This window comes from Pseudomonas bananamidigenes (assembly GCF_001679645.1).
In the GTDB taxonomy this organism is placed as follows: Bacteria; Pseudomonadota; Gammaproteobacteria; order Pseudomonadales; family Pseudomonadaceae; genus Aquipseudomonas; species Aquipseudomonas bananamidigenes.
Window position 1 is genome coordinate 122,819 of record NZ_LRUN01000010.1, and the last position, 14,298, is coordinate 137,116.

The 14,298-nt window shown below is 61.7% G+C and carries 16 protein-coding genes; 8 read left to right on the top strand and 8 right to left on the bottom strand.

What is annotated here, in order from left to right:
• Positions 1-41: 41 nt before the first annotated feature.
• Together BBF94_RS05130 and BBF94_RS05135 are read left to right on the top strand one after the other, a co-directional pair.
• Entirely contained in the window at positions 42-2,288 is a 2,247-nt protein-coding gene (locus BBF94_RS05130; RefSeq protein ID WP_065257964.1) for a TonB-dependent siderophore receptor, read from the top strand.
• 183 nt (positions 2,289-2,471) lie between these two features.
• A complete protein-coding gene (locus BBF94_RS05135; protein ID WP_065257965.1) occupies positions 2,472-2,678 on the top strand; it encodes a hypothetical protein in 207 nt (68 codons plus the stop codon).
• Positions 2,679-2,780: 102 nt separating this feature from the next.
• On the opposite strand, the gene BBF94_RS05140 is transcribed toward BBF94_RS05135, so the two are convergent.
• The 6 genes from BBF94_RS05140 to BBF94_RS05165 form a co-directional block, all read right to left on the bottom strand.
• Entirely contained in the window at positions 2,781-3,362 is a 582-nt protein-coding gene (locus BBF94_RS05140; protein WP_065257966.1) for a DinB family protein, read from the bottom strand.
• A 17-nt stretch (positions 3,363-3,379) separates the two neighbouring features.
• Complete coding sequence (zapE, locus tag BBF94_RS05145; protein WP_065257967.1) at positions 3,380-4,498, bottom strand: cell division protein ZapE; 1,119 nt, start codon at positions 4,496-4,498, stop codon at positions 3,380-3,382.
• A gap of 22 nt (positions 4,499-4,520) precedes the next feature.
• Positions 4,521-4,862, bottom strand: coding sequence for a nuclear transport factor 2 family protein (locus BBF94_RS05150; protein WP_065257968.1), 342 nt, complete (start codon positions 4,860-4,862; stop codon positions 4,521-4,523).
• Between the two features lie 51 nt (positions 4,863-4,913).
• Positions 4,914-5,630 (bottom strand): helix-turn-helix transcriptional regulator, encoded by a 717-nt coding sequence (locus BBF94_RS05155; protein WP_065257969.1) that lies wholly within the window; start codon positions 5,628-5,630, stop codon positions 4,914-4,916.
• 177 nt (positions 5,631-5,807) lie between these two features.
• Positions 5,808-6,767, bottom strand: coding sequence for an agmatinase (gene speB / locus BBF94_RS05160; RefSeq protein WP_065257970.1), 960 nt, complete (start codon positions 6,765-6,767; stop codon positions 5,808-5,810).
• Positions 6,768-6,793: 26 nt separating this feature from the next.
• Complete coding sequence (locus BBF94_RS05165) at positions 6,794-7,885, bottom strand: polyamine ABC transporter substrate-binding protein (protein WP_065257971.1); 1,092 nt, start codon at positions 7,883-7,885, stop codon at positions 6,794-6,796.
• Positions 7,886-7,984: 99 nt separating this feature from the next.
• Between BBF94_RS05165 and BBF94_RS05170 the strand changes: the two genes are divergently transcribed.
• From BBF94_RS05170 to BBF94_RS05185, 4 genes are all read left to right on the top strand, one after another.
• A complete protein-coding gene (locus BBF94_RS05170) occupies positions 7,985-8,884 on the top strand; it encodes a LysR family transcriptional regulator (RefSeq protein WP_065257972.1) in 900 nt (299 codons plus the stop codon).
• Between the two features lie 142 nt (positions 8,885-9,026).
• The gene (locus BBF94_RS05175) at positions 9,027-10,493 is read left to right on the top strand and encodes a nucleobase:cation symporter-2 family protein (protein ID WP_065257973.1); all 1,467 of its coding nucleotides are present in this window, start codon (positions 9,027-9,029) and stop codon (positions 10,491-10,493) included.
• Between the two features lie 70 nt (positions 10,494-10,563).
• Positions 10,564-11,037, top strand: coding sequence for an LEA type 2 family protein (locus BBF94_RS05180; protein ID WP_065257974.1), 474 nt, complete (start codon positions 10,564-10,566; stop codon positions 11,035-11,037).
• A 52-nt stretch (positions 11,038-11,089) separates the two neighbouring features.
• A complete protein-coding gene (locus BBF94_RS05185) occupies positions 11,090-11,641 on the top strand; it encodes a GNAT family N-acetyltransferase (RefSeq protein WP_065257975.1) in 552 nt (183 codons plus the stop codon).
• On the opposite strand, the gene BBF94_RS05190 is transcribed toward BBF94_RS05185, so the two are convergent.
• Complete coding sequence (locus BBF94_RS05190; protein WP_065257976.1) at positions 11,631-12,554, bottom strand: carbon-nitrogen hydrolase family protein; 924 nt, start codon at positions 12,552-12,554, stop codon at positions 11,631-11,633. The genes BBF94_RS05185 and BBF94_RS05190 overlap by 11 nt on opposite strands.
• Positions 12,555-12,638: 84 nt before the next feature.
• Between BBF94_RS05190 and BBF94_RS05195 the strand changes: the two genes are divergently transcribed.
• A complete protein-coding gene (locus tag BBF94_RS05195; RefSeq protein WP_065257977.1) occupies positions 12,639-13,553 on the top strand; it encodes a LysR family transcriptional regulator in 915 nt (304 codons plus the stop codon).
• Here the strand turns inward: BBF94_RS05195 and BBF94_RS05200 are convergent, their stop codons facing one another.
• Complete coding sequence (locus BBF94_RS05200; protein WP_065257978.1) at positions 13,554-13,808, bottom strand: hypothetical protein; 255 nt, start codon at positions 13,806-13,808, stop codon at positions 13,554-13,556. It lies immediately after the preceding gene.
• 153 nt (positions 13,809-13,961) lie between these two features.
• Between BBF94_RS05200 and BBF94_RS05205 the strand changes: the two genes are divergently transcribed.
• Entirely contained in the window at positions 13,962-14,279 is a 318-nt protein-coding gene (locus BBF94_RS05205; protein WP_065257979.1) for a DUF883 family protein, read from the top strand.
• Positions 14,280-14,298 lie beyond the last annotated feature (19 nt).

A 14,298-nucleotide genomic window follows, 5' to 3' on the forward strand; every position in this document is an offset into this window, starting at 1 on the left:
ACCAAAGGAAATTTTCCCTCGAAGACAAGGAGTCGGCTGCAATGTTCGCGCCCATCACCCGTTCCATGACCCTCACCCTGGGCCTGTGCAGCGCTGCATTGAGCCCTGATCTGCTGGCTGAAACCGAAGTCGAAAAACAGTCAGAGACTCTCGCTCCGACACTGGAGCTGGCGTCCACCAGCGTCACGGCCGAAGGCCTGGGTTCCACCACGCAAGACACGGGTTCGTACACCACGGGCGCCATGAGCACGGCGACGCGGTTGAACCTGTCGATCAAGGAAACCCCGCAATCGATATCCGTGGTCACCCGCCAGCAAATGGATGATTTCAAGCTCGGCACATTGTCCGAGGCCATGAGCCAGACCACCGGCGTGGTCGTGCAGCACAACGATTCGGACCGGGTCAGCTATTCGTCACGGGGCTACCCGATCAACAACTTCCAGATCGACGGGATGCTCAACACCTTCAACCGGATGAAATCCGACTCCGACACGATCATCTACGACCGCATCGAAGTCGTACGCGGCGCCACCGGCCTGACCACCGGCGCCGGTGATCCTTCGGCGACCATCAACATGGTGCGCAAGCGCCCTACCGCACAATTGCAGGCCCTGGCCGGGGTCAGCGGCGGCAGTTACGACGATTATTACAGCTACGTCGACGTGGGCGGCCCGCTTGCCTTCGATGGCCGTGTGCGCGGGCGCAGCGTGCTGGCCTATCGCGACAGCCAGTCGTTTCGCGACAAATACGCCCTGCAACGGGAAGTCGGGTACGGCATTCTCGAGGCCGACCTGACGGAATCGACGGTGGTGGCCGTCGGTTATGACTATCAGGACAAGCAGGTTCAAGGCAGTTCCTGGGGCACCGTGCCCTACTGGAACGCCAACGGCGGCAAGGCCGGTCTGGGTCGTTCGACCAACATGGCGACATCCTGGAGCTCGTGGCCGATCAAGGACAAGACCGCCTTCGCCAGCCTCGACCAGGCACTGGCCGGGGGCTGGCATCTGAAAGCGGCCTATACCCATCGCCAGAGCGATACCGACGGCAAGGTCTACTATGGGGGTGCGGGGTTCCCTGCCGACGATCGCAGCGGGATGACAGCCTATACCTCGCACATGATCGGCACGCAGAAAATGAAGGTGTATGACGTCAATGTCTCCGGGCCCTATGCCTTGTTCGGTCGCGAGCACGAGATGATGTTCGGCTATGGAGAGTCCGAGCGCAGCGAACGCAGCCCCTACACGATCGCAGGTGCGGTGCCGCCGGGTTACGAAAACATTCGTGACTGGAAATACATGGGCGACATCAGGACATTTCCCGACACCGTCACCGGCCTGACCGGTTCCACCTCCAGCACCCGGCAGAAAGCCGGTTACCTGGCCACGCGCCTGAGCCTCACCGATGATCTGCATGCGGTACTGGGCAGCCGCTACGGCAGCTGGAAGTCTTCGACCTCATCCACTTCGTTCGATGACAACCTGCAAGTCAACGGTATCGATGCCAGCAGCCAGCAACACAACGACATGTGGACCCCTTACGCCGGCCTGCTCTACGACCTGACGCCCGAATACACCGTGTATGTCAGCTACACCGACATCTTCAACCCTCAGGAATACCGCGACGCCAATCGCAAATTCATCGAGCCGGTGGTCGGCAGCAACTATGAAGCGGGTCTCAAGGGCAGCCTGCTCGATGAGCGTCTGAACATCGCCACGGCGGTATTCTGGAGCAAACAGGACAACGTGGCCGAGCTGGACGATTCGGTGCCGCCGGATCCTGTGACCGGTGAAGAGTTCTACAAGTCCGGCGGCAAGGGCAACAAGGTCAACGGTTTCGAAGCCGAAGTCTCGGGCGAGATCCTCGACGGCTGGAACATGACCGCCGGCTACACCTACACCCACGCGGTGAACGGCGAAAAACACCGCGCCAACACCAACCAGCCGCTCAACATGTTACGTCTGTCCACCGCGTATCGCCTGCCCGGTGACTGGCACGCGCTGACCGTGGGTGGCGCAGTGAACTGGCAGAGCGATGTCTATGGCAGCTCGAACCGACCGGTCGGTCGCGGCACCGATGGCCGGCTCATCACCGAACGGGCGCGGATCAGCCAGGGGGCCTACACCGTGGTCAAGCTGATGTCGCGCTATGAATTCGACAGACATCTGTCGGCATCGCTGAACGTCGACAATCTGTTCGACAAGAAGTATTTCGACAACGTCGGCTTTTACAACGGCGTGTACTGGGGTGATCCACGCACGGTGACGCTGAGCCTGGACTGGAAACTCTGACGTCTTTCCCGCGACCTGCACGCGCCATCGGTGCGTGCGGCACGCCTCCGCCCCCTCGGAAACAATCGGTAAAACCTGCACGGGACGCACGTTAACCTCGGGTTAATGCCCTCGGCGGACACTGCGCGCCGAAGCACTGATTCATGGACGAACGGCTCCGACATTTTTTCGTAGGAGACAACCATGAAAACCACGACTGCACTGCTTGCCGGTCTGATCACCTTGGCTTCCGCCAGCGCTTTCGCCGAGGGCGGCGCCGAACGGATGAGGCATCACTGGGAAAACTTCCCTGTTCACACCGCCCAAAGCCAACAGGCTGACACCAAAGCCAACGAACTTCGCGTTCCGGACGACCAGACCGCACAGGTCACCGAGCATTACCGTCCGTGATGTAACGGTTTACCGATGGATCTGCGATGGCTCCGCTCTGGCTTCGCAGAAGACAGTTGGGCGTCCTTCGGGGCGCCTTTTTTATGCCTGCCTGACGTCGACTCAGTGCCCCCAGATGAGCGCCTCCGTCCAGCCCAGCTCGGCAAAGTCCTCCGCCCGCAATCCGGATTCGCCGGTACAGAAAAACTCGTCCAGTTGCGGCGGTTTTACCGGTGTGCCGCTGAGCATGGCGTGGACCTGGCCACGATGGTGGATCTGATGTTCGAACAGGTGCGAAATCATACGCAGACGGCTGTCGTGCTGCGGCGTGTCCCGGGCGATGGTGACCAGGCGTCCCAGATCGTCATCGCGCAGTTGCTCGCAATAAGCAATCAGGCGGCGGTCGACATGGGCCTGTTCACGGCGCAAGGCCCGGGCCTCGGTGAAAGGCTCGTCTGCGCTGAAGAACACGTAGCAATCAGGATGCGGCTCGTCACCACGCAACTCGCGTTCCAGTGCATCGACGTAGAACCAGTCGCACGTGAGGATGTGATTGAGGGTCAGGCGAATGCCGGGGAAGAAACTGACCCTGGGTGCCGTCAGCTCCGTGTCATCGAGCTGCAGCCAGGCCTTGGCCAGTCGATGATTGGCCCAGGCATTCTGATAAGCCATGGTGAGCAAGTGATGGGACAGTGGCTGAATCATGTGACGCCCTCCGTGCATCAGGTCTCGACGAAGCGTTGCAGCTGCATCTCCTGCAAACGGCTGAGGGTCCGGCGGAACGGGAATTCCAGATAACCCTCGGTATACAGCGCCTCCATCGGCACCTGCGCCTCGATGTACAGCGGTACCTTGCGGTCGTAGCATTCGTCGACCAGGGCGATGAAGCGCCGCACACCGTCATCGTGCACCGACAGTTGCGGCAGTTCCCGATCGCCCGCCGCCACGCGTTGCGCACCATCCTCAGTGCCACGGGCAATCCGCCCTTCGCGCTGTTTCGCGCTCAGGTTCGGTACCTCGCTCAACAGGATAGCCCGGTAGGTGTCGCACAGCGTGATGAAGTCCATCGCGGCGAAGGGTTGCTCGCACAGGTCGGCATAACGGCACCACAGCACCGACTCGCCGGCCTTCACGACATTCAAGGCCCGATAGCCGACCGGCACCGGTTCGGTACTGACGCACTGCCCGGTCGCCAACGCATCGAACACCTTCGACAGTGCGCAATCCTGCTCCGGCACCGCCACCCAGTAGCGCTGCTCGATCGCCCCCGGGTGCAGGCGATGATCCTCCGCACCGTTCACCGCAACCACCTGCATATGCTGCTTGATCGCAGTGATCGCCGGCAGGAAGCGGTCGCGGTTGAATCCGTCGGCATACAACTGATCCGGTGGCAGGTTGGAGGTGCAGACCACCACCATGCCCTCATCGAACATCACCTGGAACAAGCGGCCGAGGATGATCGCGTCGCCAATGTCATTGACGAACAGTTCATCGAAGCACAGCACCCGTACTTCAGCCGCCAGCTCCCGGGCCAGTGCCCGCAGAGGGTCGGCGATGCCGGTCAGTTGAAACGAGCGCTGATGCACCCAGCCCATGAAATGATGAAAGTGCTGACGCCGGGCCGGCACGCGCAGGCTTTGATGGAACTGGTCCATCAGCCAGGTCTTGCCCCGCCCGACCGGGCCCCACAGATAAACGCCGGTGACCGAACGGGCACCGGCGTGCAGGGCTTCATGGCATTTTTGCAGCGCCCAGACCGCGTGTTCCTGGGCTTCATCCTGGATGAAGCCCCGGTGCTCGACGGCGTGTTGCCAAGCGCTTAATGGAGAGTCGAAAGTCATGCGCGGCAGTATGCCACGATGGCTACGCGGAAATATCCAGCCGTGCGATTTTGCCCTGCTCATTGAGGCGGAAGGTGTACCGCAGTTCCAGCGGACTGCCGGGAAACGACCCGGAAATCAATCCTTGTACCAACACCTTGCCGGTACGCTGCTGGACGCCCAATACCTCGACCCGAGGCTGATAGCGTCTGGCAGTGTCTTGCATCCAGTCGGCAATGGCCTGCGGGCCGACCTGATGATGGCCTTCATCAAACACATGGGCATCCTCGGCAAAAAAACTGCCGACCCGGGACGTATCGCGAGCATTGGCGGCGTTGATGTACTCGACGATGGCCGGGGCGAGTATCGAGGTGGGATGGAACATGAATGCAACTCCTTGTTTTCGGTTCTGTCGCCATCCTAGAACAGCCCTGCGTCAGTTTTTGTCAGGAGTGAAACGCCCGCTGTCATCCGGTTGCATCTGCCGCTGCCAGGTGCGCAGCAGGTCGCTGCGGCGCCCCGGATACCGCTCGCCCTGCAGGCTGACAGCGGAAATCCGGTCGGTGCGAAACGTGCGATACGCGCCACGCAATTCACACCACGCCACGATGATCCGCACTTCGTTGAGAAAGCCAAGCGCCAGGGGCCAGATCAAGCGCTGGCTCGGTACCTGCTGCGCATCGGCGTAATCGATGTGCAGCTTGGCCTGGTCGCGGATCGCCTGACGAAACATGTTCAGCGGCACCACATTTTGCGGAAAGCCGTAACCGGGCGGCCCGGGCATGACCGTCGGATTGCGCAAGGCTTCCTGGGCCTGGGGGTCGAGCACCGCCGCAATTTTCGCCAGGGCGTCCGCTGCGGCTTTGCTCAGGACTTCGTCGCCACGCTGATCGACGTAGCGCAGGCCGAGAACGATGGCTTCGGTTTCATCGGCGTTGAGCATCAGCGGTGGCAGAAACAAACCGCTGCGCAGCACATAACCGATGCCCGCCTCACCATGGATCGGCGCGCCGAGCGCCGTCAGTTCGGCGATGTCGCGATAGAGGGTGCGTTCGGAGATTTCCAGCTCCGACGCCAGCGTCGCCGCGGTGACCGGGCGCTTCTTGCCGCGCAGTACTTGCAGCAAGGTCAGTAGACGAGTGGTTCGCGACACGATGCGGGGCTCTGGACGGAAATTTGCCGGAGCTTAGCAGAGCCTGGTGTCAGAAATTGTCAGGATCAACGTGAGAGCGAGCCTGCTCGCGAAAGCGGTGTATCAGACAACGATGAGTCAGCGGGTCTGACGTCTTCGCGAGCAGGCTCGCTCCCACAGGGTCGTGCTGTGGCTGGCCTATCTATCAACTTTGTGACGGGCCGCGTAGAGGCAGAGCATCTCCATGGCCAGCGTCGCCGCGGCCAGCGATGTCACGTCCGCATGGTCATAGGCCGGAGCCACTTCTACCACGTCCATGCCTACCAGATTGATCCCGCGCAGACCGCCGAGAATTTCCAGGGCCTGCACCGTGCTCAACCCGCCGCAGACGGGAGTGCCGGTGCCCGGAGCAAACGCTGGATCGAGACAATCGATGTCGAACGTCAGGTACACCGGGTTGTCGCCGACCTGCGCACGAATGGCCTCGACAATCGCCTCACAACCGCGGCGATGCACCTGCCGCGCATCCAGAACCTGAAACCCCTGATGATCGTCATTGGTGGTGCGCAGGCCGATCTGTACCGAGCGTGCCGGATCCACCAGCCCTTCCCGCGCCGCGTGCCAGAACATGGTGCCGTGATCGACCCGTTTGCCACCCTCGTCCGGCCAGGTGTCGCTGTGAGCGTCGAAGTGGATCAGCGACAGTGTGCCGTGCTTGCGCGCATGGGCCTTGAGCAGCGGGTAGCTGATGAAGTGGTCACCGCCGAAAGTCAGCATGGCGCTGCCTGAGCCGAGGATGTGCTCGGCGTGGGCCTCGATACTCTCCGGGATGGTGTGCGGCGAGCCGTAATCGAAATCGCAGTCGCCGTAATCGATCACCGCCAGATGATCGAACGGGTCGAACGCCCATGGCCAGTGCCGCTCCCAGGCGATCCCGGTGGACGCCGCACGAATCCCCCGAGGCCCGAACCGCGCGCCCGGACGGTTGCTGGTGGCGGTGTCGAACGGCACACCGCTGACCGCCACGTCCACGCCCCGCAAGTCGCGGCTGTAGCGCCGGCGCATGAAACTGGTGATCCCGGCGTAGGTGCTTTCGGCAGCGGTGCCGTAAAGGCTGTCACGGGTCAGGGCCTGATCGTTCTGCATTGGCACGTCCATCGGTGTGCTCCTTGGTTTTTCCAGTGTTATTGATGGCTACGGAAAGTGGTCCACAGGCGTGTGCGCTGACGCATGTCCTTGAGGCTCATGCTGCGGTCGGCGTAAAGCCGCTCCCGCACTTCGGGTTTCGGGTAAATGTCCGGATCGTTGCGCACCGCTTCGTCCACCAGCGGCGTGGCGGCCTGGTTGGCAGTGGCGAAGAACAGCGTGTTGGTCAGCGCTGCCACGGATTCGGGGCGCAACATGAACTCGATGAAGGCCCGCGCCGCCTCCGGGTGCGGTGCGTCCTTGGGGATGGCCAGATTGTCCTGCCACACCAGCGTGCCTTCTTTCGGAATCCGGTACGCAACCTCGAACGACTTGTTGGCCTTGCGCGCCTGATCGGCTGCCATGCTCGCGTCACCGTTGTAGGTCAGCGCCAGGCACACGCTGCCGTTGGCAAGATCGCTGATCTGTCGGCCCGTGGCGACGTACAGCACCGAGGGCTGCAGCTTCTGCAACAAGGCTTCTGCAGCGGCGAGATCGTTCTTGTCGGTGCTATAGGGGTCCTTGCCGAGGTTGTGCAGCGCCAGACCGATCACTTCCTGCGGCGAATCGAGAATGGCGATCCCGCAATCCTTGAGCTTGCTGGCGTATTCGGGTTTGAACAGCAGATCGAGGCTGTTGAGCGGCGCGTCCGGCAGCCGCTGCTTGACCGCCTCGACGTTCATGCCCAGGCCGAGCGTGCCCCAGGTGTAAGGCACAGCGTAGCGATTGCCCGGATCGACAGCTGCCAGTTTTTCCAGCAGGTCCGGATCGAGATTGGCGTAGCCCTTGAGTCCCTCGTGAGGGATTTCCTTCAAGGCGCCGGCGGCCAAGCCACGAGCCAGCACGCTGGACGAAGGCACCACCACGTCGTAGCCGCTGCCGCCGGTAAGCAACTTGGTCTCCAGCACTTCCGAGGTATCGAACGTGTCGTAGCGCACGTGAATGCCGGTTTCCTTTTCAAAACGCTGCAAGGTTTCAGGCGCCACGTAATCGGCCCAACTGTAGAGGTTGAGGGTCTTGTCTTCGGCCTGAGCGACAATGGAGACGGTAAGCAACAACGCGGGGAAACACAGCTTGAACAAGGGAGCCATGACGAGCACCTGACCGAAGGAAGTGGTGGCAGGATGCGCCGTCCATTACATTGCATAAATATCAAGTTTGTTAACCTGACTTTATGCCGGAGTAATGTGATGCTCGGTCAGCTCCACGATGTCGACTTGCAGCTTTTGCGCCTGTTTCTCGGGGTGGTCGAGTCCAACGGCTTCAGCGCCGCTCAGGGTGAATTGGGCCTGAGCCAGTCGAGCATCAGCCAGCAAATGGCCAAGCTGGAAACCCGTCTCGGCTATCGGGTGTGCAACCGTGGCAAGGGTGGTTTCAGCTTGACGCCCAAGGGTGAACAACTGCTGATCGCCGCACGAAACCTGTTCGACTCGATCGAAACCTTCCGCCATCAATCCAACGGCGTCGCCGGGCGTCTGATCGGTGAAGTACGGCTGGGACTTTCCGAAGCTGTCGATCAATCGGTGCTGCAACGGGTGGCCGAGGCGATCCGGCGCTTTCGCGAACGGGATGAATCGGTGCGCATCGAGCTGATCAGCGCCATGCCAGGTGAAATGGAGCGTCTGTTGCTGCAACAGCGACTGGATCTGGCCATCGGCTACTTTTCCCAGGTGCAACGCGCCTTCGACTACCGTGAACTGTTCAGCGAAACCCAGCATCTGTATTGCGCCCCCGGGCATCCGCTGTTCACCGATGAGGCGCCTGATGACGCGGCATTGCAGGCCTGCGACCGGGTCGATCATCCGTACCGTTTTCTGCGCAGCGACGAACCGTTTCAGGGCAAGGTCTGCTCGGCGCGCTCTGAGCAGGTCGAAGGCACCCTCGCCTTCATTCTGTCGGGTAAACATCTCGGTTACCTGCCCAGCCATTACGCCCGCCAATGGCAGGACAAAGGCCTGCTGCGCCCGGTGCTCGAAGGCGAGTTGAGCTTTGAAGTGGCGTTCCATCTGGCCCGCCATCGGGCGCAGATACCGGGGGATGCGCAGAAGGCGTTTGAAGAAGATCTGCTGTTCGCCTTTGGTCGAACCTGAGCATTTTCTGGAACGCGGAGCGTCCCCAGCTGCATTCCCACGCAGAGCGTGGGAACGATCATGCGTTGCCCTCGCCCCTCGCTTGCGGCATCCTGCGCACCCATTTTCCGACCCGGCCCCGCATTGCGGCACGCAAACCACCATGACCGTCTCTGAGAAAGCCCCGCGCAACAACGACCTGATCTACGGTCTCAATGACCGTCCGCACTTCACCGCGACGGTGTTTGCCGCGCTGCAACACGTCCTGGCCAGCTTCGTCGGCATCATCACTCCGACCCTGATCATGGGCGGCGCCCTCGGTCTGCAGAGTGAAATCCCGTACCTGATCAGCATGGCGCTGTTCGTCTCCGGCCTCGGTACTTTCGTTCAGGCCAGACGTTTCGGCCCGGTCGGCTCCGGATTGCTGTGCCTGCAAGGCACCAGTTTTTCCTTCATCAGCGTGATTCTCAGCGCCGGATTCATGGTCAAGGCCCGGGGCGGCGGCACCGATGAGATCTTGTCGACGATCTTCGGCGTGTGCTTCTTTGCCGCCTTTATCGAAGTGGTGCTGAGCCAGTTCATCGGCAAGCTGCGCATGCTGATCACCCCGGTGGTGACCGGCACCATCATCACCCTGATGGGCCTGTCGCTGATCAAGGTGGCGATGACCGACATTGCCGGCGGCTTCGGCGCAGCGGATCTGGGCGCGGGCAGCCATGTGTTCCTGGCGGCACTGGTACTTGCCACCATCGTGGTGCTGAACCGGGTCGACGTGCCGTTCCTGCGTCTGGGCGCGATCGTCATCGGCCTGACCCTCGGCTACGTTGTGGCGTGGCTGATGGGCACCGTGGATTTCGCCAACCTGCCCGAAGTGCCGGTGGTCAGCGTGCCGGTGCCGTTCAAGTACGGTTTCAACTTCGACTGGGTGGCTTTCGTGCCGGTGGCGGTGATTTTCCTGGTGTCGCCGCTGGAAGCTGCCGGTGACCTGACCGCCAACTCGATGATTTCCCGGCAGCCGGTCAAGGGCCCGCTGTACATCCGCCGGATCAAGTCCGGGCTGCTCGCCGACGGCCTCAACTCGGCCATGGCCGCAGTGTTCAACAGCATGCCGATGGTGACGTTCGCCCAGAACAACGGGGTGATTCAGCTCACTGGCGTGGCCAGCCGTTACGTGGCGTTCTTCATTGCCGGTCTGCTGGTGTTGTTGGGCCTGTTCCCGATGATCGGCGCGGTGCTGCAACTGATGCCGAAACCGGTGCTCGGCGGCGCGGAGCTGGTGATGTTCGGCACCGTGGCCGTGGCCGGGATCAAGATCCTCGCCGAGGCCGGCCTGCACCGGCGCAACATGCTGATCGTGGCAATTTCCGTCGGCATGGGCCTGGGCATCGCCGCCGTGCCGGAGGTGCTGCGGGAACTGCCGCAGGCGCTGCGCAATATTTTCGAATCGCCGATCACCGTCGGTGCGCTGTGTGCGATCGTACTGAATCTCTTCCTGCCGGAAGAATTCATTGAACTGGAAGAAGATGACTTCGATCCGGAAGCCTCTATTCTTCAGGTCATGGAAAACCCCGAGACCCCGGCCAAGGGTGAACCCGCATCAAAGGCCGCTGTCGCACAGTTGAACCGTTGAGGGTGTCCGCTCGATGAAAAAAGGGCTGACACCGGCAACGGTTCAGCCCTTTTTCAATGAGAGAGCATCAATGCGTCGTATCCAAGCCGTCCTCCTGTCCCTGCTTCTGCTCTCCCTCAGCGCCTGCGCGTTGTTTCCCGACCGCGACCCGGTGAACATCAACGTGGTCGGCGTCGAACCGCTGCCGAGCCAGGATCTGGAAGTGCGCTTCGCCATCAAGCTGCGCGTGCAGAACCCCAACGAAACCGCCATCGACTACAACGGCATTGCGCTGGATCTGGACGTGAATGGTCATTCTTTCGCTTCCGGGGTGAGCGATCAGAGCGGCTCCATTCCACGATTCTCCGAAGCCATCGTCAGCGTTCCCGTGAGCATTTCTGCGTTTTCGGTGCTGCGCCAGACCCTGGGCCTGAGCCAGACCCAGTCGCTCGACAACCTGCCTTACGTGCTGCGCGGCAAACTGGCGGGCGGCGTCTTTGGCACCATGCGTTTTGTCGACAGCGGCAAGCTCAGCCTGCCACGAGCCAGTGCCGCAACCTGGTAAAGATGCGGTAGCCTGCGACGCTCACTGGCAGAAAAATGGAAGTCGCAGGTTTATGGAAGACACGCCCACGCTGTACACCGAACGGTTAGTCCTGCGCCCACTGGTACTGGCCGACGCAGAGGCCATCCAGCAGCAATTTGCGCACTGGGAAGTGGTGCGTTACCTGAACGCTTTGGTGCCCTGGCCTTATCCGGACGATGGCGCCCTCACCTACCTGCGTGACATTGCGCTGCCGGCGATTGCGGCGGGCAAAGAGTGGCACTGGACGATTCGTCTCAAGTCGGCACCAGAGCAATTGATCGGCAACATCAGTCTTATGGACGAGCCGGATAACCATCGCGGGTTCTGGCTCGCCCCGGCCTGGCAGGGCCAGGGCCTGATGACGGAAGCCAGCGAAGCCGTGACCCGCTACTGGTTCGAAACCCTCGATCAACCGCTGATGCGCGTGCCGAAAGCTGCTCCGAACATTGGCTCGCGCAAGCTCTCGCAGCGCACCGGCATGCGCTTGATCCGCACCGACGAGGATGACTTCGTCAGTGGCCGCTTCCCTCGGGAAATCTGGGAAATCACCCGAGAGGAGTGGCAGCAGCGCCTCAAGCAGTGAAGCGAACACCCGGTTTGGCGCGCTCATCCACGCTCAACTCGAATACATCCGGCCGTGCATAGTGGCCGACCACGTCGTAGTCATAGCGGGCCCGCACCAGTTCATCGGTATCGATCTCGGCGGTGAGCAATCCGGCCTCGCCCCGAAGCGGCCCGGCCAGTACGTCGCCCATCGGCCCGACGATCACGCTGCCACCGGCAATCAGTGGTCGATCCCCCGGCCAGTTGGCAATCTCCACACCCAACTCGTTCGGCGAGGCCTGGATCTGACAGGCGCTGACCACAAAGCAGCGCCCTTCATGGGCGATGTGGCGCATGCTGACCTGCCACATCTCGCGCTCGTCCACGGTCGGCGCGCACCAGACCTCGATACCCTTGGCGTACATCGCCGTGCGCAGCAGCGGCATCATGTTTTCCCAGCAGATCACCGCGCCGAGCTTGCCGACCTGCGTGTCGAGCACCGGCAAGGTCGAACCGTCGCCCTTGCCCCAGATCAGCCGTTCGGTGCCGGTGGGCATGAGTTTGCGGTGTTTTGCCACCAGGCCCGCCTGCGGGTCGAAATACAGGGCGGTGCAATGCAGGGTGCTGCCGGCGCGTTCGATCACACCGATCACCAGATTGGCCCCGGTGCGCGCCGACAGCCCGGCCAACGCTTCGGTTTCCACGCCCGGCACATCGATGGCGTTGGCGAAGTAACGGGCGTAGGCCTCGCGCCCTTCGGGCAAGCGATAACCCAGTTGTGTGCCGAAGCCCTCGCCTTTGGGGTAACCACCGAGCAAGGCTTCGGGCATCACCACCAATGAGGCGCGGGATTCGAGGATGGCGTCTTCCCAGCTCAGGATCTGCTCCAGGGTTTCTCCCTTGCCACCGGGCAAGGCACCGATTTGCAGGGCGGCAACGATTGATTTGGGCATGGTGGTCACTCCGTGAGGTTCAGGTGTTGCTCATTCTCCGGCGCCACGGGATCATGAATAAAGCCCGACTCACTGCTGAATGATATGAGCCAAATGAATATCGCCACCGTCGACCTGAACCTGCTGAAAGTCTTTGAAGCGCTGCATGAAGAGTCCAGCGCCAGCCGTGCAGCGTTGCGTCTGGGCGTGACGCAATCGGCAGTCAGCGCGGCGTTGCGCCGGTTACGTGAGGTTTATGGCGATCAATTGTTCGTGCGCACCGGTCGGGGCCTTGCGCCAACCCTCAAGGCCAATCAGCTGAAACCGGTAGTCAGCGATGCCTTGAACAAGTGTCGGCAAAGCCTGGCGATGGTCGACCCGGCGGCCAATCAGTACGACGGGCGCTCGGTCAGCATCGGGCTGTCGGATGATTTCGAGATTGCCTACGGGCGGCGTCTGATCGAAGAAATCGGGCGACGGGCGCCGAAGCTGCGTCTGATCTTCCGCCAGACCCACAGCCAGATCGTCGCCCGGGCCCTGATGGAGCGCAGCATCGACCTGGCGATCACCGCTGGCGGTTTCGCCGAGCGGCTGCTCAGCCGCCAGGTATTGGGCGAAGGGGGTTACGCGTGCCTGGTGGACCCGGCGAGCCTTGCGCCCGGCCAGCAGCAGATCGGTCTGGAGGAATTCGTGGCCCGGGAGCACATTCTGGTGTCCTCGGGCGGCTTTATAGGGATCACCGATGAGGGGCTGGCGGCGCTCGGTTTGAGTCGCCGGGTGTGCGCCTCGACCACGCATTTCGCGGCGTTGCCGCACCTGCTCAAGGGCAGTACCGCTGTGGCGACCATCCCGACTCACGCGGCGCAGGCCATTGCGTCACTGAGCGGATTGGCCCTGCTGCCCTGCCCGCTGGCCTTGCCGCGTTATCCGGTCGAACTGGGCTGGCGCACCAATACCCAGATCGACCCGGTTGTGCTGAAAGTGCGCGAAGCGATTGCCGCCAGTTTCAAGACCGAATGATTACTTGTTGGCTGCCATCAACCGGTTGACTTCACTGCGCACCATGTTGGCGAACTCCGGCGGCGACATGCCGTCCAGCTCGGCGCGCACGAATTCGGCCCATTTGCCCTTGCGCTTGGAGCGCTCGCCGAACAATCGTGCGGCTTCGCCCTTGGCTTTACCCAGATTGTTCTGCCAGAGTTCGAACAGTCGGGATTTCTCGTCTTCCACCGCCGCGCGCTCTGCGAGGGATTTGTTGGCCAGATTGAAACTCATGGGGAATTACCTGCTGCATGAAATGGCGACATCTTACACGCTGGACGGAAATCCCCGGCGCTGGTTTTTCCTCTCGAGAGAAATTCACTGCAACTTTTCAAGCGGCGCCACACTCCATTGAACACTGTCCATTCACTTGCAAGGAGTCACCCAATGGCCCGCAAAAGCGCCGTTCAAGCCGCTGAAGACCAAATCAAGGATCAAGCGTTCAGCGAACTTCAGGCTCTGATCGAAGAGTCGGACAAGCTGCTCAAAAGCAGTGCTTCACTGGTCGGCGAGGAAGCCGAGACCCTGCGCGGGCAAATTGCCTTGAAGTTGCAGCAGGCGCTGGACTCGGTCTCCAGCGTGCGCGACCGCACCAGGCCGGCGGTTGACGCCACCGAAAGTTACATCGGCGGCCACCCGTGGCAGACCGTGGCGATCTCGGCCGGTTTCGGTCTGGTGGTCGGTCTGTTGCTTGGCCGCCGCTGAGCGAGTACAAAAAAGGCGA

Coding starts and splice junctions, on each gene's coding strand:
- BBF94_RS05130 (WP_065257964.1), top strand. CDS start 42: ATGTTCGCGCCCATCACCCGTTCCATGACCCTCACCCTGGGCCTGTGC.
- BBF94_RS05135 (WP_065257965.1), top strand. CDS start 2,472: ATGAAAACCACGACTGCACTGCTTGCCGGTCTGATCACCTTGGCTTCC.
- BBF94_RS05140 (WP_065257966.1), bottom strand. CDS start 3,362: ATGATTCAGCCACTGTCCCATCACTTGCTCACCATGGCTTATCAGAAT.
- zapE (WP_065257967.1), bottom strand. CDS start 4,498: ATGACTTTCGACTCTCCATTAAGCGCTTGGCAACACGCCGTCGAGCAC.
- BBF94_RS05150 (WP_065257968.1), bottom strand. CDS start 4,862: ATGTTCCATCCCACCTCGATACTCGCCCCGGCCATCGTCGAGTACATC.
- speB (WP_065257970.1), bottom strand. CDS start 6,767: ATGGACGTGCCAATGCAGAACGATCAGGCCCTGACCCGTGACAGCCTT.
- BBF94_RS05165 (WP_065257971.1), bottom strand. CDS start 7,885: ATGGCTCCCTTGTTCAAGCTGTGTTTCCCCGCGTTGTTGCTTACCGTC.
- BBF94_RS05170 (WP_065257972.1), top strand. CDS start 7,985: ATGCTCGGTCAGCTCCACGATGTCGACTTGCAGCTTTTGCGCCTGTTT.
- BBF94_RS05175 (WP_065257973.1), top strand. CDS start 9,027: ATGACCGTCTCTGAGAAAGCCCCGCGCAACAACGACCTGATCTACGGT.
- BBF94_RS05180 (WP_065257974.1), top strand. CDS start 10,564: ATGCGTCGTATCCAAGCCGTCCTCCTGTCCCTGCTTCTGCTCTCCCTC.
- BBF94_RS05185 (WP_065257975.1), top strand. CDS start 11,090: ATGGAAGACACGCCCACGCTGTACACCGAACGGTTAGTCCTGCGCCCA.
- BBF94_RS05190 (WP_065257976.1), bottom strand. CDS start 12,554: ATGCCCAAATCAATCGTTGCCGCCCTGCAAATCGGTGCCTTGCCCGGT.
- BBF94_RS05195 (WP_065257977.1), top strand. CDS start 12,639: ATGAGCCAAATGAATATCGCCACCGTCGACCTGAACCTGCTGAAAGTC.
- BBF94_RS05200 (WP_065257978.1), bottom strand. CDS start 13,808: ATGAGTTTCAATCTGGCCAACAAATCCCTCGCAGAGCGCGCGGCGGTG.
- BBF94_RS05205 (WP_065257979.1), top strand. CDS start 13,962: ATGGCCCGCAAAAGCGCCGTTCAAGCCGCTGAAGACCAAATCAAGGAT.